We start from the raw sequence: 17,542 nt of genomic DNA on the forward strand, positions 1-17,542 counted from the left end.
GCACTAATGATTTCACAACAGGTACAACATCTACTCTCATGGTTAACCAATTATCATCAGCTTGGCACACGGGTTGTCATCGCTGTTGTTGGCCCGCCCGGTGCCGGCAAGTCGACGTTCTCTGAGGAGCTGGTCGACACTTACAATAACACCAAAGGGGATGGACAGGCCGCTGTTATCCCAATGGATGGATTTCATCTAACCAATGAGATCCTGGTCGAACGAGGTCGTCTAGATCGAAAGGGTGCTCCAGACACCTTCGATGTGCAGGGATTGATCAGCCTAGTAAGACGTATTAAACAAGCGGATGCTGATGTGCGTTACCCCATTTTTGATCGCTCAATTGAGGCGAGTCATATCGATGCGGGTCTTCTGCCTAAAGGGTGTGAAGTGGTCGTAGTAGAGGGTAACTACCTTCTACTAGACGAGGCGCCTTGGTCAGAGTTGGCCCCCTATTTTGATCTGACAGTGTTCACATCACCCACATTTGAAGAGCTGGAACGTCGTCTGATTCAGCGTTGGTTAGATCATGGCTACACACTACAGCAGGCTGAGCAAAAAGCTTGGAACAACGACCTTCCGAACGCTAAAACGGTGGTAGAACGAAGCCGAAAGGCAGATCTGGTTTTTGATCAGGTCTAATAGCGTTCCCTTGCTAACCCCCCGATTTGTACTAATCTTAAATGAGGTTCCAATAAAAACAGTTAACCCTAACATTGGTAAGGCTAAGTGATGCACTGTACTGCTCTTAAATACCGGCTCTTAATTCGAAAGCTTGCAATTGTAATGTTGGCTTTGGCCTCTATTGTTTCGACCAAGGCCCTGTCAGCGGATGCGCCCCCGTCACAAGCGACTCTCTCCATTGCGTTTATAAGTGAAACTCCAGCGGGGGATCCGCGTGCCGTAAGTATTGCCAAGGGGATAACTGAGGCAGTGTTACCCTATGGCAAGCAGATTCAAATCACCAGGATTCAGAGTCAGTTCGATGCCAATGGTGCAGCGGTTGCACCTGAGCGATGGGTTGATGCAGCCATGTCCAGCATCCACTCCGCGGATGTTGTACTGACTGGGTGGGGGAACGATTATGATTGGGGACGATCTCGTTACCCTCATAAACCGCTGATTAACCTCAGTGTTCGCCCGGTCTCAGAATCACCTAATGAGATTGCAATTGGTCAAGACATCTCGTTACGAATAGCCCGCACGGTTGAATTGGTTAAAACCCTGCGAACTCCCTCCTCTCGAGTCTGGATTGTGCACGGCGACTCTCAACCAGACTCACCCTCTGTCAAACAGTTACTAGAAGAGCTAGCGCAGGATGGTTATGCAACCGTAGAGATGGTGAATACACCGCCAGATATCAGTGATTTAGTGAAATTGGTGGGTGCCATTCCGCCACAAGATACGATTTTCTATTTCCCTATAACGGCGTATCAAAGCAGCAAAGGTCTCGGTGCAGGGGCCGTGATTGAGCGTTTAAATGAGGCCACGGCGGCACCCATCTTCCCTTTCTGGTACAACTTGGTCAAGCGCGGCGGTGTTGGCGGTTATGTCTTTGTTCCATCGGCCGCAGGATCTCGAGCGATTGAGGCCGCCATAGATTACGCCGCGTTTGGATCGTTCAAGGATAACTATTCCACCAGTGAATATCTTATCAATGAGCTCGAGTTTGTTCGTTTAGGTGGTAGCGTTGATCTTATTCCTGCTGAGGCAGAGCGATTTAACCCAATTCAACCTGGATTGAGCGACTATTATGTATCACTTTTGACGACCGGGTCAGTCATTATTGTCATTGTGTTTGGTCTTGGGGCATTGTTTATTGTTCGTGAACGCAGACAGCGCATCAGGCTTGAAGCCATCTCTCATAAGCTTGAGAACAATAGAGATAGATTGGAATTGGTCCTAAAGGGGACACGCCTTGGGCTTTGGGACTGGAACCCACAAACCAATGAGGTGGTCTTTGATGTGCGCTGGTGTGAAATGCTGGGTTACTCACTCGATGAGATCGAGTTCAGTGTTGAAAGCTGGTCAAGCCGTGTGCATCCAGACGATATTGAGGGTTGTTTTGCCGACATTACGGCTCATCTGGAGGGTAAAACGGATTTTTATGACAACACTCATCGAATGAAGCACAAAGATGGGCGCTGGATCTATATCCGTGATCGCGGCAGGGTGGTCAGTCGTGATAGCCGTGGTGTCACTCGTTTTACCGGTACGCATGAAGATGTAACTGATGAGGTTGAAACTAAGCAGGCTCTGCAACACTCACTGACCCAATTAACCGATGTTCAGAGAAAGCAGAATGAGATGTACGGAATGATTGCGCATGAATTACGTACGCCTATTTCTACGGTTTCTATGCTGGCGGCAAGTTCTGATACAGAATTCCTTGATCATAAGCAAGACGTTGTGGAGGCTGCTAGCCACCTGCTCAACACGGTTGATGATATGCGCATGCTGATTAACCCTGACATGAGTCGTCCTGTTCGATCTGAGCTGTTTACGGTTAGGGATATCAATGCATCCATTACATCGGCAGTCGCCTCTATTGTTGCTAGTACTGGTATTAGATTCGATCAATCACTGTCGCTCAATCCGGAAGATGTCACTAAAAACTTCCTCACCGATACCTATCGACTTCGTGTTGCTGTGACCAACCTAATTAAAAACGCCTGCCTTCACTCCAGGGGGTCGCAGGTCAGGATGGATACTGCTCTAGCCAATTGTGTCGATGGCGCCTATATCACTTGGAGTATTTCGGACAATGGTATCGGTATCCCGGCGGACCTCATTGAACATCTTTTTGATCAACATACACGCGGTGAAACCTCTGCTGAGGGTAGCGGTTTAGGACTCTATATAACCCGAACTTGGATAGAGGAGATTGGTGGCAGTGTTGTGTATGAATCGCTTGAGAACGGATCACTGTTTAAAGTGTCTATTCCACTGTTAACCGATGAAGATTTAGTCGAGTCTGAAATAACAGAGGCAAAACCAATGACTTCATTGGATGAGTCAGCCCTAAACCGTATCTTGCAAGAATTGAACATCCTGTTTGTTGAAGATGAGAATATGCTGCGCTTGATGTCGCATAAGCTCTTAACAAAACTAGGGGCCTCGGTTGATGAAGCCGAAGATGGCGTCGTTGGGCTCTCTAAATTTAATGCTGATCATAACCTAGTAATGACGGACTACTTTATGCCCAATATGAACGGAATAGAGATGATCGAACACCTCAGAAAACAGGGGGTCTCAATTCCGATTATTGGCGTTACAGCAGCGACCATTGGTTCTCAGAAACAGACGATGTTAGAGGCGGGCGCAGACGTCGTGCTCTCTAAGCCCCTAACAGCAGAAGCCTTCAAAGAGGCAGTCAGTGAGCTTCTGTCCAGAGGTCGATTGAGCCTTTGATACTGTCTCATTGAGACAACAAAAAACCCAGCAGATGCTGGGTTTTTTGTTGCTGTTGAGCTTAGCTCATGCGGCGGTACTTGATACGCTCTGGCTGATGATCTTTGCCGAAGCGTTTTTTGTAGTCTTCCGCGTACTCGGTGTAGTTACCTTCAAAGAAGGTCACTTGTGAGTCACCCTCGTAGGCGATCATGTGAGTACAGATACGGTCTAGGAACCAACGGTCATGGGAAATGACTACCGCAGAACCTGGGAAGGCTAGAATCGCCTCCTCAAGCGCACGTAGCGTTTCGATATCCAGGTCGTTAGTCGGCTCATCGAGAAGCAGCACGTTGCCACCCTCTTTAAGCAGTTTCGCCATATGCAGGCGGTTACGCTCACCACCTGAAAGATCTTTGACAAACTTCTGCTGATCGGAGCCGCGGAAATTGAAACGACCACAATAGGCACGTGAAGGGGTGGTGTAGTTGCCGACGGTGATCATATCTGAACCGTCAGAGATCTCTTCGAATACGGTCTTGTTGCCATCTAATTCACGAGACTGGTTAACGTAAGCTAGCTTTACTGTTGAACCTAGCTCTACAGAGCCTGAATCTGGCTGCTCTTCACCGGCAATCATGCGGAACAGAGTCGATTTACCAGCGCCGTTGGCACCAATGATGCCGACAATCGCACCCGGTGGAATCGAGAAGTTGAGGTTTTCGAACAACAGCTTATCGCCGTAGCTCTTAGTCACGTTATTGAGTTCGATCACCTTGTCACCTAGGCGTGGGCCAGGTGGAATGTAGATCTCTTGTGTCTCGTTACGAGTCTGGAACTCTTTAGAGTTCATCTCTTCGAACTGCTTTAAACGCGCTTTCGATTTCGATTGACGACCTTTAGCGCCTTGGCGCACCCACTCAAGTTCTGCTTTGATCGCTTTCTGGTGAGCCGCTTCTTGTTTCGCTTCTTGCTCTAGACGTGCATCTTTCTGCTCTAGCCAAGAGCTGTAGTTGCCTTCCCATGGAATACCATGGCCACGGTCCAGTTCCAGAATCCAACCAGCCGCGTTATCAAGGAAGTAACGGTCGTGGGTAATCGCAACCACGGTGCCAGGGTACTCCTGGAGGAAGCGTTCGATCCATGCGATCGACTCAGCATCCAGGTGGTTGGTCGGCTCGTCGAGTAGCAGCATGTCTGGGTGATCAAGCAGCAAACGACACAGAGCAACACGACGGCGCTCACCACCAGATAGGTGTTTTACCTCAGCATCCCAAGGCGGTAGACGCATCGCATCGGCCGCACGCTCTAATGCTGTATCAAGGTTGTGACCATCTTTGGCGGTGATCAGGTTCTCTAATTCGCCTTGGCGTTTAGCTAGGGCATCAAAATCAGCATCTGGGTCAGCGTATGCTGCGTAGACTTCGTCCAGCTCAGCCATAGCGCCTTTAACATCGGCCACCGCCTCTTCGATCACTTCACGAACGGTTTTTGTCTCATCCAGCTCAGGCTCCTGCGGTAGGTAACCGACGTTAATGCCGGGCATTGGGCGCGCTTCACCGATGTAATCCTGATCAACGCCTGCCATGATTTTTAGCAGCGTTGATTTACCTGCACCGTTAAGACCGAGGACACCGATCTTCGCGCCAGGGAAAAAGGATAGAGAGATATCTTTAAGAATTTCGCGTTTAGGTGGGACCACCTTACCAACGCGGTTCATTGAGTAGACAAACTGTGCCATGTGTTGATTCCTAGCAAAATATCTGGGCTACAACGCCGTTGCATGACCCATTTAAAAAGGTTGCGCAGAGTATACCAGATAGGGGGCGGTCAAATCACAGGGCGGCACACTTAAACTTGAGAACAATTGCAGGTTGACCTGATCGCTTTTCAAGTGATTTTTCTACCCGTTTTGCCTTATAATGCGCGCCATCAAAATCTTTCGAGCTGACCAGGCTTCTCGATTGCAGCCAAAGTCGTCAGATCGTTGAACCAATACAGGGGATCTCCATGTTTAGTAAGGATATGAACATCGCTAGCTACGATGCAGAACTTTGGGCAGCAATGCAGTCTGAAGAGACGCGTCAAGAAGAGCACATCGAGCTCATTGCGTCAGAGAACTACACCAGCCCACGTGTTATGGAAGCGCAGGGTTCAGTTCTTACTAACAAGTACGCGGAAGGTTACCCAGGCAAACGTTACTACGGCGGTTGTGAGTACGTTGATAAAGCAGAAACGCTTGCGATTGAGCGTGCTAAAGAGCTTTTCGGTGCAACGTTTGCAAACGTTCAGCCACACTCAGGTTCACAAGCTAACGCGGCTGTATTTATGGCGCTTTGTAAAGCCGGCGATACTATTTTGGGTATGAGCCTTGCACACGGTGGTCACTTGACTCACGGTGCTGCAGTCTCTTTCTCAGGCCGTATCTACAATGCCTTCCAGTACGGTCTTGATGAGAACGGTGACCTAGACTACGCGGAAGTTGAGCGTCTTGCTCTAGAAAATAAACCGAAAATGATCATTGCCGGTTTCTCTGCTTACTCGCGTGTCGTTGATTGGGCTAAGTTCCGTGAAATCGCTGACAAAGTGGGTGCATACCTATTTGTCGATATGGCACACATTGCAGGCCTAGTGGCTGCTGGCGTTTACCCAAGCCCACTGCCATACGCTGACGTCGTGACAACAACGACTCACAAAACACTGGGCGGACCACGTGGTGGTTTGATTCTATCTGCGCGCGCTGATGAAGAGCTGCAGAAGAAACTGAACTTTGCGGTATTCCCAGAGTCTCAGGGCGGTCCATTGATGCACGTTATCGCGGCTAAGGCTGTCTGCTTCAAAGAGGCGATGGAGCCAGAGTGGAAAGCGTACCAAGCACAGGTTGTTAAGAATGCACAGGCGATGGCTGAAGTATTCCAGCAGCGTGGCTTTGATGTCGTTTCTGGCGGTACTGATGACCACCTATTCCTACTGAGCCTAATTGGCAAAGAGTACAGCGGTAAAGATGCTGATGCGGCACTAGGTCGTGCTAACATCACTGTGAACAAGAACTCGGTTCCAAACGACCCACGTTCACCGTTCGTCACTTCAGGTCTACGTATCGGTACTCCAGCCGTTACTCGTCGTGGCTTCAAAGAGGCTGAAGTGGCTGAGCTAACTAACTGGATCTGTGACGTGCTTGAGAACATCGACAATGATGATGTGATCAACCGCGTTAAAGAGCAGGTTAAAGCGATCTGCGCGAAATACCCAGTTTACGCTTAATTGTGGATTTGAGAGTTCGCTCTCAACCACATAGAATACCGAGGGCAGCATTGAGCTGCCCTTTTTCGCTCTTTTAACAGCACTGAGAGGCCAATATGCATTGTCCCTACTGTGGCGCATCGGACACCAAAGTGAACGACTCAAGACTGATCTCAGAAGGTCAGCAGGTTCGTCGTCGTCGCGAATGCGTGAGCTGTCATGAGCGATTCACCACCTTTGAAGCGGCTGAACTGTTAATGCCGCGTCTGATTAAGAATGATGGCAGTCGCCAGCCGTTCGACGAAGAGAAACTCCGTTCAGGTATTACACGTTCCCTAGAGAAGCGCCCGGTCAGTATTGAACAGATTGAAGCCTGTTTGAACCGTGTAAAGCAGCGTTTGCGTGCACCGGGAGAGCGTGAAATTGAGTCAAAACTGGTCGGCGAAGCGGTCATGGCTGAACTGCGTAAGCTTGATCAGGTCGCTTACGTTCGTTTTGCTTCGGTCTACCGTGACTTCCAAGACATCAATGAGTTTAAACTTGAAATTGAGCGTCTAGCTGAGCCCGAAGTAGTTGAGACTAAAAGTGCCTCGAAATCGGCACTGACGGCTAACGCCCAACCAGAACCTAAATCGAAACCGAGTCGTAAATCTCGTCAGAAAAAACCGGAGCCACAGGTTCCAGATAGTCCAGATCTGTTTGGAGACGAGCTACTTTGAGTTTTACGATCGAAGATCGCCAGTACATGGCAAGAGCCATACAGCTGGCGGCTAAAGGCACCTACACCACAGACCCTAACCCCAGAGTCGGCTGTGTATTGGTGCGCGATGGTGTGATTATCGGCGAGGGTTACCACCAGCGCGCCGGTGAGGGCCATGCAGAAGTCAACGCGTTAAAAGCGGCCGGTGATGCAACCGGTGCGACTGCCTATGTCACTCTGGAACCCTGCAGCCACTTTGGTCGGACGCCACCCTGCTCTCAAGGACTCATCGACGCCGGAGTGACGCGTGTCGTTGCGGCCATGGTTGATCCAAACCCTGAAGTCGCCGGAAAAGGCATTGCAATGTTGAAAGCGGCGGGAATCGATGCGGCTGCCGGGTTACTTGAGAGTGAAGCGCGGGCACTGAATCCTGGGTTTCTTTCCAGAATGGAGCGCGGCCGTCCTTTTGTTAGATTGAAACTTGCCACCAGTATTGATGGCCGAACGGCCATGGCATCGGGTGAGTCGCAGTGGATTACTGGGCCTGAAGCGCGTGCCGATGTGCAACGATTGCGTGCCCGCAGTAGTGCAGTGATTACCGGGGTCGGATCGGTACTACAAGATGACTCTGCTTTGACGGTTCGAGAAGCTCAGTTGCCGGCATCCGTTGTGCCGCTGACTGAAGGTCGTCAGCCGTTGCGCGTGGTACTGGATTCTCAGGGAAGACTGCCAGCCTCAGCCCAGATGCTGGCGCTGCCTGGCAGAACCTTACAGGTTGTCGCTGCAAACGACTGCAACCTACTTGAGGGTGCTGAACAGGTTCAACTAGCGAACGAGGCAGGGCGTATCGATCTGCCGCAGTTGCTTAGCTATTTGGCGGAAAAAGAGTCCTGTAATGAGGTGTTGGTTGAGTGTGGCGCCCAGTTAGCCGGAGCCATGCTAGAAGCAGGGCTAGTGGATGAGTTGGTTCACTATATGGCACCTAAATTGATGGGGTCTGATGCACGCCCGCTAGCTGAGCTTCCATTAACTGAGATGTCTGAAGCGATCGAGATGAAACTGAAAGATGTCCGACAGTTTGGTCATGATCTTCGTATGACCTGGACGGTTTAGGAGCAGAAGGTGTTTACCGGAATTATAGAAGCGATCGGTACCGTCGCTGCCAAACAAGAGGTTGGTGGCGACCTTCGATTGACCTTAGCAACGGGTCAATTGGATATGTCTGATGTGGCATTAGGTGACAGTATTGCCACCAACGGGGTCTGTCTCACCGTCATTGAGTATGATCAGCAACATTTCACGGCCGATGTTTCGCAAGAGAGTCTGGCACATACTCGATTGATGGATCTGCAACCCGGTGAAGCGGTCAATCTTGAAAAAGCACTGCTGCCAACAACCCGTCTAGGCGGGCACTTAGTCTCTGGACATGTCGATGGTGTGGGTAGCATCGCTTCCATTGAGCGCGATGCCCGCTCAGTGCGCATCGCCGTCGACATGCCAAGCTCGTTAGCTCGCTATATCGCGCCGAAGGGATCGGTTACAATAGACGGCGTAAGTTTGACGGTGAACAGTGTTGATGCAGACAGTTTTCACCTCAACATTGTGCCTCATACGGCAGATACGACGATCATTAGTCAGTATGAAGTGGGGCATGGTGTTCATATCGAAGTGGATATGATCGCTCGCTACTTAGAGCGTTTGCTTCAAACGAAGCAGGAATCTGAATCGTCCAGTGAAGGGATTTCATTGGAGATGTTGGCCTCTGCAGGCTTTATGCACAGGCGTTAATTTAGGAGTGGATATGCAATTAAACAGCGTCGAAGAGCTACTCGACGACATTCGCCAAGGTAAGATGGTTATCTTGATGGATGATGAAGATCGTGAGAATGAAGGTGATCTAGTGATTGCGGCCGAAATGGTGCGTCCAGATGACATCAACTTCATGGCGAAGAATGCCCGCGGTCTAATCTGTCTTACCCTGACGCGTGAACACTGTGAACGTCTGAACCTACCGCTGATGGTGCAGAGCAACGGTGCAGCCTACTCCACCAACTTCACGGTCTCTATTGAAGCGGCTGAAGGTGTGACCACGGGTATATCAGCCGCTGATCGTGCCCATACTGTGCGTACAGCCGTGCGGGGTGATGCTAAACCTGAGGACATCGTTCAGCCGGGTCACATCTTCCCATTGATGGCGCAACCAGGTGGTGTTCTAAGCCGTGCCGGTCATACAGAAGCGGGTTGTGATCTAGCTCGTATGGCAGGCATGAGCGCAGCGTCTGTGATCGTCGAAGTGATGAACGAAGATGGCACCATGGCGCGTCGTCCCGATCTTGAGATCTTTGCTAAAGAGCACGGTTTGAAGATCGGTACCATTGCGGATCTAATCCACTACCGTACGACTAATGAACAGACAGTGACGGTGGCAGACACCGGTTCACTGGAGACAGATTACGGTCAATTTAATTACACGACCTATAACGATGAGATCCTCGGTTGTACCCACCTTGCACTTCACAAAGGTGATATCAGTGCTGATGAGCCGACTATGGTTCGTGTACACAACCGCTCTGAAGTTCTGCGTGACGTGGTTGGCGTAGCTGAGGAGAGTGAAGCTAAGTGGACACTGCGTCGCGCACTAGAGCGTATCGCTGCAGAAGGTAAGGGTGTTGCCCTGCTTCTGGATAGTGGTAATCGCATCGATCTTGGCGACTCTATCAGCCAGATCACCAGTGGTTCTAAACCGTCTAAAGTGAATGTCAGCGCGTCCGGCGCTTACCTGACAGTAGGTACTGGTTCACAGATTCTACGTGATCTTGGGGTAGGCAAAATGCGCCTGCTCAGTTCACCAATGAAATTTAATGCAATCTCAGGCTTTGATCTTGAGATTGATGAATACATCCCTTTTGCAGAGTAAAAGATCATGAGTGTAAAAGTAGTTGAAGGCGATTTTGTCGCTGCAAATGGTCGCTACACAATCGTTGTTGGCCGTTTCAATTCATTTGTCGTAGAGAGCCTATTAGAAGGTGCTATCGACGTTCTTAAACGCCACGGCGTTTCTGAAGATAATATCCGCATCGTTCGTGTACCGGGTGCGTTTGAGATTCCATTGGCGGTTAAGCGCGTCGCTCAACAGAAACAAGATGATGCAATCATCGCACTGGGTGCGGTAATTCGTGGTGGTACGCCACACTTTGAGTACGTCTCTAACGAAGCGTCTAAAGGTGTAGCCCAGGTATCTCTCGACTTTGATATCCCAGTTGCAAACGGCGTTCTGACAGTGAACTCTATCGAGCAGGCAATCGAGCGCTCTGGCACGAAAGCAGGTAACAAAGGCGCTGAAGCCGCGCTATCAGCTGTTGAGATGGTGAGTCTTCTTCGCCAACTTGAGGTTTAAGATGAGCGAAGAACAGGCTCCTAAGCGCAAAAAAGTCTCTAATACAGAGAAGCGTCGCAACGCTCGCAGCTTTGTGCTGCAGGCACTCTACTCTCAAGAGCTGACGAAAAACGCAACGAATGAGGTAGAGGCTCATTTTCGTGTCGACAACGACATGAGTGAAACCGATGTACCGCTCTTCTCTGAACTGTTGCAAGGCGTGAATGCGCAAAAAGCAGAGCTTGATCAAGCGTTTAACATCTATCTGGATCGTAACGTCGAAGAGTTAGATCCGGTGGAAGTGAGCGTACTTCGTATCGGTGCTTATGAGCTGATCAATCGTATCGAAGTCCCTTATAAAGTCGCTATCAACGAGAGCGTTGAGTTGGCGAAAATTTTTGGGGCAACCGAGAGCCACAAGTACGTTAATGGCGTCCTCGATAAGCTGGCGCAAAAAGTCCGCGCTGTCGAGATCAAAGCCAACCGCGGTAAGTAATGCCAGGCGAATTCGATCTGATTCGCCGCTATTTTGACTCCATCAGTGGCGATCATCCCAGTGTTCAACTCGGCATTGGTGATGATTGCGCTCTGTTAACGTCCAGTCCCCATACCGAACTCGCTATCTCTGTCGATACGCTGGTTGAAGGTGTTCATTTTCTACCGGACATCGATCCAGAAGATTTGGCGTGGCGATTAGTTGCCAGTAGTGTCAGCGACTTGGCGGCAATGGGGGCATTCCCCAAATGGCTGACACTTGCCTGTACACTGAATGGGCCTACGCGAGAGTGGTTAGCAGCCTTCTCAAAAGGTTTAGCAGAGGCCTGTCATCACTACTCACTGATATTGGTCGGCGGGGATACCACCTCAGGGCAACAACAAGTGTTTACGGCTCAGGTGCATGGAGAGGTTCCGTTAGGCATGGCGCTTAAACGTAGCGGTGCTAAAGCTGGCGATGCCATTGTGGTCAGCGGCACTCTAGGCGATTCCCGAGCCGGATTAGCGCTATTAACTGCTGAGTGTGAAAGTGGGTCTGATTACCTACTTGAACGCTACTATCGCCCAACCGCGCGACTTGCGCTGGGTGAGGCGCTGCGTGGAATTGCGAATTCAGCCGTGGATGTGTCGGATGGTCTATTAGCGGATCTTGGGCATCTATTAACCGCTTCGGGTGTTGGGGCAGAGATCCATACTGAGTCACTACCTCTATCAGCCGACATTAAAGATCTTGCCCCAGATTTGGCAGAGAGATGGGCGCTTTCAGGCGGTGAGGATTTTGAACTCTGCTTTACACTTCCACAGGATAGAGTGCCTGAACTTCAACAAATCAGTGAACGTCTAGCACTACCCCTGACTCTAGTAGGCAAGATCACACAACAAACAGGGATCACACTGTTGAAATCGGGCGAACCTGTGCCTCTGCCTGCCTCATTGGGTTTCAACCATTTTGGAAACGAACATGAATAGAGCGCCTGCCAGTATCTGGCGAAACCCCATTCACTTTTTAGCCTTTGGTTTGGGCAGTGGTGCCGCGCCAAAAGCACCCGGCACCGTCGGTACGCTTGCGGCCATTCCTATTTGGTACCTATTCAACGATTGGGCACTGATACCCTATCTTTTATTAATGTTGGTGACCTTTTTATTGGGTTGCTGGTTGTGTGGCAAAACCTCAGACGATCTGGGTGTTCATGATCATGGCGGCATTGTCTGGGATGAGTTTGTTGGCCTATGGATTACCTTTATTGCGCTTCCGACGGGCTGGGAGTGGGTCGTGTTCGGGTTTGTGATGTTCCGTCTATTCGATATCTGGAAGCCCTGGCCGATAGGCTGGGCAGACCGACGCGTCTCGGGTGGCCTAGGCATTATGTTGGATGATCTATTGGCTGGATTGATGGCGCTAGGGGTCGTGCAAGCGGTAAACTATGCTGTATAGCAATCTGCTTTAGTGATCTGGTCGTAATACCTTTCACTAATTCAGAGGTAAAGATGCAAGGATGCATCGAATTGAGGATAAGATTTTGGATATTAAACTGATAGCGGAATGTAAATTGCCAATGCCTATGGGTGTATTCCGTATGGTTGGTTTCGAAGAGGTCGAGAGCGGTAAAGAGCACATCGCGCTGGTATACGGTGATGTTGCAGGTGACGAACCCGTTCTAGCCCGCATGCACTCAGAGTGTCTAACAGGTGATGCCTTGTTCAGCTTGCGCTGTGACTGTGGCTTTCAACTGCAAGAGGCCCTAAAGCGCATTACCGAAGAGGGCAAAGGCGTTCTGCTCTATTTACGCCAAGAGGGCCGTGGTATCGGTCTTTTGAATAAGGTCAAAGCCTACAACCTGCAAGACTCTGGCTGTGACACGGTAGAGGCCAATGAGCGCTTAGGCTTTGCCGCTGATATGCGTAACTACTCAATGTGTCAGCCAATGTTGGATGCGATCGGTGTTAAGAGCGTTAACTTAATGACCAACAACCCGCGTAAAGTCGCTGCACTCGAAGAGTATGGTGTGAATGTCTCGTCGCGTGTGCCACTGCAAGTCGGTAAGAACCGCTACAACGAGCACTACCTAGAGACGAAAATGGGTAAACTCGGTCATATGATGAGCGAAGTGCATTTCAAACCGGATGCTTAATGGCATAGGTTGGTACCGATTTGGTGCATTGATAAACCTCAGCAGCAGTGCTGGGGTTTTTTTAGGTCTGTAGAAAGTGCTCTATCTGCTCTCGAATTGAGTCAGCATCTAAGCCGGCATCTTGTAACTGTTCATCCCGAGTCGCATGCTCAATCCAACGATCGGGAATGCCAAGGTTAAGACAACGTAAGTTCTGGCCATTATGAGTCAGCCACTCATTCACAGCACTGCCCGCTCCGCCCGCAATAGCCCCATCTTCCAGGGTGATAAAGTGAGAGTAAGTATTCACTAGCTCTTCAAGCATAGCTTCATCGAGTGGTTTGACGAAGCGCATATCGATTAAGCCAAGATCCAACTGATCAGCGACCTGCTCGGCTGCTGGTAAAAGAGGGCCAAAGTTGAGTATGACGCCACCTTTACCAACTCTTACCAACCGGCTTTGACCCATGGCTAAGGACGCTAATGGAGTTCTGCTCTTAACGCCTTCGCCTCGAGGGTAGCGGACCACAGCACAGCCATTGTATTGGTAGCCTAGAGTCAGCATCTGCTGCTGCTCATCCAGTGTGGAGGGCGTCATAATGACAACCTCGGGTAGCGAGCGAAGCATTGGGATATCGAAGATACCTGAGTGGGTTGGACCATCTTCCCCAACCAATCCTGCACGATCTACAGCGATCAAACAGTCGAGATTTTGCAGGGCGATATCGTGGATGACCTGATCCAAAGCGCGCTGCAAAAAAGTTGAGTAGATTGCCAGAACCGGTTTCATCCCACCTACCGCAAGGCCGGCTGCAAAGGTGGCTGCGTGCTGTTCTGCAATGGCAACATCAAAGTAACGTGTTGGGTATTGGTCAGCGAATTGCACAAGGCCAGAACCCTCCCTCATGGCCGGGGTAATCGCGACTACTCGAGGGTCACTTGAAGCAGTTTCACAGATCCATTGGCCAAACTGATCGCTGTATTTCAGATTAGGAGCACTGATCTCTGATGGTTTTTCCAGTTTAGTGATGGCGTGATAGCCGACCGGATCCTCTTCAGCTGGCTTAAACCCAAACCCCTTACGAGTTCTAATATGCAGGAATTGAGGCCCTGTTTGGCTCAATGACTGCTTAAGGGCAGGGATTAATTGGCTCAGGTCATTACCATCAATAGGGCCAGAGTATTCAAAGTTCAGTGCTTCAAATAGAGGCATCACAGGGTTAGTGGGTGCTTGCTCACGTAGATTCTTGGCTAGATAGGTGGCCAATCCCCCTTGGTTGGGCGAGATCGACATGTCGTTATCGTTCAGAATGACGAGTAGATTCGCATCAGTATGTGCTGCGTGGTTGAGTGCTTCAAAGGCCTGACCAGCCGTCAGAGCCCCATCACCTATAACAGCCACCGATTTACGATCATTGCCTTGCAGTGTGTCGGCAATCGCCATGCCGAGAACGGCGCTGATAGAGGTGCTGGAGTGCCCAGTGCCAAAGCAGTCGTAAATACTCTCAGCTCGATCGGGAAAGGGAGTAAGCCCCTCTCGTTGCCGTATGTTAAGCATCGCCTCACGACGACCCGTCAGAATTTTGTGCGGATAGGCTTGGTGACCTACATCCCAAACCAGATGATCGTCTGGTGTGTCTAATAGCTGGTGAAGCGCTAGTGTCAGTTCGACAACCCCTAGTCCGCCACCAAGATGTCCCCCAGTCTGACCGACACAGAAGAGCAGATAGAGACGTAACTCATCCGCTAGCTGCTGTAATTGGCCCAGATTCAACCCTTTTAAATCTGAAGGGGAGTCAATCTGGTCCAACAGTGGAGTCGCAGGACGTTGTGTGGGGATATCAGTAATCATTAATGGTTACGGGCAATGACAAAATCAGCAAGGGCTATTAATGACTGGTTACGTTCACCGAAGGTTTCTAGAGCTTCAATCGCCTGTTGGTGCAATTCATTCAACCACTGCTTGCTTTTAGTAAGCCCAATAAGTGCAGGGTAGGTGGCTTTGTCTCTCTCTTCATCAGAACCTTGGGGTTTGCCCAGTTGTTCTGTGGTGCTTTCGATATCTAAGATGTCATCTTGAATCTGAAATGCTAGTCCAATCTTTTGCGCGTAACGATCGAGTGCCTCTAGATCCGTATCGGTAGCATTACCACTGGCTAAAGCGCCTAAACGCAGAGCTGCACGAATGAGTTCGCCCGTTTTAGCTGCGTGCATGCTTTTCAGCTGCTCTAGACTCAGTCTTTTACCCTCTGAGCCTAGGTCAAAGGCTTGTCCATCAACCATACCCAGATCACCACTGCATCTAGCTAGGGTATGAACCATCTGTAACTGAGTGGACGCTGGTAGTGCATCAATAGGCTGGCTGAGCAGTTCAAATGCCCAGGTTAGCAGTGCATCACCGGCTAATATGGCGGTCGCTTCATTGAACTGGATATGGCAGGTTGGTTTGCCGCGGCGCAGCTCATCATTATCCATAGCCGGTAGATCGTCATGCACCAGTGAATAGCTGTGAACGCACTCCAAAGCACACGCGGCCGTATCCGCTTGCTCAATTTGTCCACCTAGTAACTCAGTGGCCAGGTAGACCAGCGTGGGACGAAGGCGCTTGCCTCCATTCATCAGGCTGTAGTGCATCGCCTGATGAAGGCTAGGGTCAATCCCGTTACGTTCAGCTAAACGTCGACTGAGCTCAGCTTCAACTCTCTGTCGGTACAGGGCTAACATCGGTTGCGGCATTAGGCTTGTTCAGATTCGTTAAACGGTTGTTCAACCAGCTCGCCGGATTGCTCTGTTAGCATCACGACTTTCTGTTCGGCCGATTGCAGAATGTTTTGGCATTCGCGGGTCAGGCTGATCCCCTCTTCAAAGGATTTTAGTGCCTCTTCGATAGAGAGATCCCCCTTCTCCATCTCTGAAACCAGGGCTTCTAACCGTTTTAGGGAGCCTTCGAAGTCCGTTGTCTGTTTGCTTTCTGCCATGATTACTCAGTCCTTAAATTTAGGGAACCTGCGAACAAGTTTTGTAGTATACCCTGTCCTTAAGCAAAGGTCCGTGCAATACCTATGGTGCTGGTAATGATCAGTACTGTGCCAATAATTTTGAAGAAACGGGCGGAATCGGTCTTGACCAGATAGCGGTGCAGCTTTTGCCCAAGAAGGTGGCCGATGAATGCGCAGGGCAGCAACCAGAGGTGGTGGATTAACTGCAGATCGACGCCTACGACAAAGAAGGATCCCATCTTGATAACCACCAGAATGAACCAGAGAACAAACAGTGTATCGCGCAGTTGCTCTTTAGCGACATGGCTAGCGTAGACGGCCATGACCAGTGGCGCTGCAATCAAAGAAGTACCACTGACATAGCCTCCCAGCATTAAGAAGAGGTTATCGATCCAAGCGGAGTTGCTTTTAAAGGGTTTATTAAGAATGTAACCAATTGAATAGACGATGACGATGACAAAAATTAGCCCAGACATGATTTCGTTGGGCAGTGTTAAGAGCCCGAATACCCCAATCAGCTTCGGGATAATCATCACTTTTAGGGTTTTCTTCAGATAGGGCCAATCGACATTCTCTTTGAGCCCACTGGTTCCCAAACGCTTCGCTTTGAAATGATTCCCCAGCGTAATAGCCCCTGAAAAGATGAGCAGGTGCACGGCGATTATGGGCAGAAAGATGAGGGGATCATCAACGATTAACAGCAGAAACGGTAGGGCGAGTACGGCACCACCAAAGCCAAGGCCGGTTCGAACAAAGCCGCTCCAGACAAAGATGAGTGCAATGAGAAGGTATTGCCACCAGATTAGATCAGACAAGCTGTACCCCGAGAGTTTTTAAGAGCCGCTATTGTATGCCAGAAAACAAAAAACCGGCACTAGGCCGGTTATTTGTAGAGACGTCTAAAACTTATTTAGAGGAATCTAGCATGTGTTGGATAGCGCCCTGAAGTTCAGCATCAGAACAATCCATGCAAGTACCCATTGGAGGCATTGCGTTGATACCCGTCTTAGCAGTCGCTAGAAGCGCATCGATACCTTTAGCGGCACGTGGAGCCCATGCTGCAGCGTCACCCATTTTAGGAGCGCCAGCAACGCCAACCATGTGACAAGCTAGACAGTATGTGTTGTATACAGTTGCGCCATCACGCTCAGCCATTGCAGTTGCAGGAACCATAAGAGCAGCGGCTGTTAGGCCAAGTAGAGTCTTTTTCATTATATCCACCTCAATT

17 protein-coding genes and 1 pseudogene are annotated in these 17,542 nt (G+C 50.0%); 12 read left to right on the forward strand and 6 right to left on the reverse strand.

Features of this window, described 5'->3' with window-relative positions; all coding sequences use genetic code 11:
• Positions 1-6: 6 nt before the first annotated feature.
• Entirely contained in the window at positions 7-642 is a 636-nt protein-coding gene (locus tag XMM312_RS07640; protein WP_173489007.1) for a hypothetical protein, read from the forward strand.
• Between the two features lie 144 nt (positions 643-786).
• Positions 787-3,411: a PAS domain-containing protein gene (locus XMM312_RS07645; protein ID WP_173489008.1), complete on the forward strand. Its 2,625-nt coding sequence runs from the start codon at positions 787-789 to the stop codon at positions 3,409-3,411.
• Between the two features lie 61 nt (positions 3,412-3,472).
• On the opposite strand, the gene ettA is transcribed toward XMM312_RS07645, so the two are convergent.
• Positions 3,473-5,131, reverse strand: coding sequence for an energy-dependent translational throttle protein EttA (gene ettA / locus XMM312_RS07650; protein ID WP_173489009.1), 1,659 nt, complete (start codon positions 5,129-5,131; stop codon positions 3,473-3,475).
• A gap of 269 nt (positions 5,132-5,400) precedes the next feature.
• Here ettA and glyA point away from each other — a divergent pair, with 269 nt between their 5' ends.
• The 10 genes and pseudogenes from glyA to ribA all read left to right on the forward strand — a co-directional run bounded on the left by glyA (position 5,401) and on the right by ribA (position 13,336).
• On the forward strand, positions 5,401-6,654 hold the full coding sequence (glyA, locus tag XMM312_RS07655) for a serine hydroxymethyltransferase (RefSeq protein ID WP_173480128.1): 1,254 nt from the start codon (positions 5,401-5,403) through the stop codon (positions 6,652-6,654).
• A 95-nt stretch (positions 6,655-6,749) separates the two neighbouring features.
• Positions 6,750-7,211 (forward strand): annotated as a pseudogene (nrdR, locus tag XMM312_RS07660) (transcriptional regulator NrdR); the annotation flags it as partial.
• A gap of 137 nt (positions 7,212-7,348) precedes the next feature.
• Entirely contained in the window at positions 7,349-8,446 is a 1,098-nt protein-coding gene (gene ribD, locus XMM312_RS07665) for a bifunctional diaminohydroxyphosphoribosylaminopyrimidine deaminase/5-amino-6-(5-phosphoribosylamino)uracil reductase RibD (RefSeq protein ID WP_254442891.1), read from the forward strand.
• 9 nt (positions 8,447-8,455) lie between these two features.
• A complete protein-coding gene (locus XMM312_RS07670) occupies positions 8,456-9,121 on the forward strand; it encodes a riboflavin synthase (RefSeq protein WP_173480130.1) in 666 nt (221 codons plus the stop codon).
• 13 nt (positions 9,122-9,134) lie between these two features.
• Positions 9,135-10,250: a bifunctional 3,4-dihydroxy-2-butanone-4-phosphate synthase/GTP cyclohydrolase II gene (gene ribBA, locus XMM312_RS07675; RefSeq protein ID WP_173480131.1), complete on the forward strand. Its 1,116-nt coding sequence runs from the start codon at positions 9,135-9,137 to the stop codon at positions 10,248-10,250.
• Positions 10,251-10,256: 6 nt separating this feature from the next.
• Positions 10,257-10,730 carry a 6,7-dimethyl-8-ribityllumazine synthase gene (gene ribE / locus XMM312_RS07680; protein ID WP_173480132.1) on the forward strand — a complete coding sequence of 158 codons (474 nt, stop codon included), beginning with the start codon at positions 10,257-10,259 and terminating at the stop codon, positions 10,728-10,730.
• Position 10,731: 1 nt separating this feature from the next.
• A complete protein-coding gene (gene nusB, locus XMM312_RS07685) occupies positions 10,732-11,205 on the forward strand; it encodes a transcription antitermination factor NusB (protein WP_173484449.1) in 474 nt (157 codons plus the stop codon).
• Positions 11,205-12,173 (forward strand): thiamine-phosphate kinase, encoded by a 969-nt coding sequence (thiL, locus tag XMM312_RS07690; RefSeq protein WP_173480134.1) that lies wholly within the window; start codon positions 11,205-11,207, stop codon positions 12,171-12,173. The genes nusB and thiL overlap by 1 nt, the downstream gene beginning before the upstream one ends.
• Complete coding sequence (locus XMM312_RS07695; protein WP_173480135.1) at positions 12,166-12,639, forward strand: phosphatidylglycerophosphatase A; 474 nt, start codon at positions 12,166-12,168, stop codon at positions 12,637-12,639. Before thiL ends, XMM312_RS07695 begins: the two co-directional genes overlap by 8 nt.
• 85 nt (positions 12,640-12,724) lie before the next feature.
• Entirely contained in the window at positions 12,725-13,336 is a 612-nt protein-coding gene (ribA, locus tag XMM312_RS07700; RefSeq protein WP_173480732.1) for a GTP cyclohydrolase II, read from the forward strand.
• A gap of 61 nt (positions 13,337-13,397) precedes the next feature.
• On the opposite strand, the gene XMM312_RS07705 is transcribed toward ribA, so the two are convergent.
• From XMM312_RS07705 to XMM312_RS07725, 5 genes are all read right to left on the reverse strand, one after another.
• Complete coding sequence (locus XMM312_RS07705) at positions 13,398-15,167, reverse strand: 1-deoxy-D-xylulose-5-phosphate synthase (protein WP_173482759.1); 1,770 nt, start codon at positions 15,165-15,167, stop codon at positions 13,398-13,400.
• Entirely contained in the window at positions 15,167-16,051 is an 885-nt protein-coding gene (locus XMM312_RS07710) for a polyprenyl synthetase family protein (RefSeq protein WP_173489010.1), read from the reverse strand. Before XMM312_RS07710 ends, XMM312_RS07705 begins: the two co-directional genes overlap by 1 nt.
• A complete protein-coding gene (locus XMM312_RS07715; RefSeq protein WP_173480138.1) occupies positions 16,051-16,293 on the reverse strand; it encodes an exodeoxyribonuclease VII small subunit in 243 nt (80 codons plus the stop codon). The genes XMM312_RS07710 and XMM312_RS07715 overlap by 1 nt, the downstream gene beginning before the upstream one ends.
• A gap of 59 nt (positions 16,294-16,352) precedes the next feature.
• On the reverse strand, positions 16,353-17,129 hold the full coding sequence (locus XMM312_RS07720) for a sulfite exporter TauE/SafE family protein (RefSeq protein ID WP_173480139.1): 777 nt from the start codon (positions 17,127-17,129) through the stop codon (positions 16,353-16,355).
• A 91-nt stretch (positions 17,130-17,220) separates the two neighbouring features.
• Positions 17,221-17,526: a cytochrome c5 family protein gene (locus XMM312_RS07725; protein WP_173480140.1), complete on the reverse strand. Its 306-nt coding sequence runs from the start codon at positions 17,524-17,526 to the stop codon at positions 17,221-17,223.
• Positions 17,527-17,542: the final 16 nt, after the last annotated feature.

It is taken from the genome of Marinobacterium sp. xm-m-312 (assembly GCF_013283295.1).
Taxonomy (GTDB): domain Bacteria; phylum Pseudomonadota; class Gammaproteobacteria; order Pseudomonadales; family Balneatricaceae; genus Marinobacterium_E.

Coding starts and splice junctions, on each gene's coding strand:
- XMM312_RS07640 (WP_173489007.1), top strand. CDS start 7: ATGATTTCACAACAGGTACAACATCTACTCTCATGGTTAACCAATTAT.
- XMM312_RS07645 (WP_173489008.1), top strand. CDS start 787: ATGTTGGCTTTGGCCTCTATTGTTTCGACCAAGGCCCTGTCAGCGGAT.
- ettA (WP_173489009.1), bottom strand. CDS start 5,131: ATGGCACAGTTTGTCTACTCAATGAACCGCGTTGGTAAGGTGGTCCCA.
- glyA (WP_173480128.1), top strand. CDS start 5,401: ATGTTTAGTAAGGATATGAACATCGCTAGCTACGATGCAGAACTTTGG.
- ribBA (WP_173480131.1), top strand. CDS start 9,135: ATGCAATTAAACAGCGTCGAAGAGCTACTCGACGACATTCGCCAAGGT.
- ribE (WP_173480132.1), top strand. CDS start 10,257: ATGAGTGTAAAAGTAGTTGAAGGCGATTTTGTCGCTGCAAATGGTCGC.
- nusB (WP_173484449.1), top strand. CDS start 10,732: ATGAGCGAAGAACAGGCTCCTAAGCGCAAAAAAGTCTCTAATACAGAG.
- thiL (WP_173480134.1), top strand. CDS start 11,205: ATGCCAGGCGAATTCGATCTGATTCGCCGCTATTTTGACTCCATCAGT.
- XMM312_RS07695 (WP_173480135.1), top strand. CDS start 12,166: ATGAATAGAGCGCCTGCCAGTATCTGGCGAAACCCCATTCACTTTTTA.
- XMM312_RS07705 (WP_173482759.1), bottom strand. CDS start 15,167: ATGATTACTGATATCCCCACACAACGTCCTGCGACTCCACTGTTGGAC.
- XMM312_RS07710 (WP_173489010.1), bottom strand. CDS start 16,051: ATGCCGCAACCGATGTTAGCCCTGTACCGACAGAGAGTTGAAGCTGAG.
- XMM312_RS07715 (WP_173480138.1), bottom strand. CDS start 16,293: ATGGCAGAAAGCAAACAGACAACGGACTTCGAAGGCTCCCTAAAACGG.
- XMM312_RS07725 (WP_173480140.1), bottom strand. CDS start 17,526: ATGAAAAAGACTCTACTTGGCCTAACAGCCGCTGCTCTTATGGTTCCT.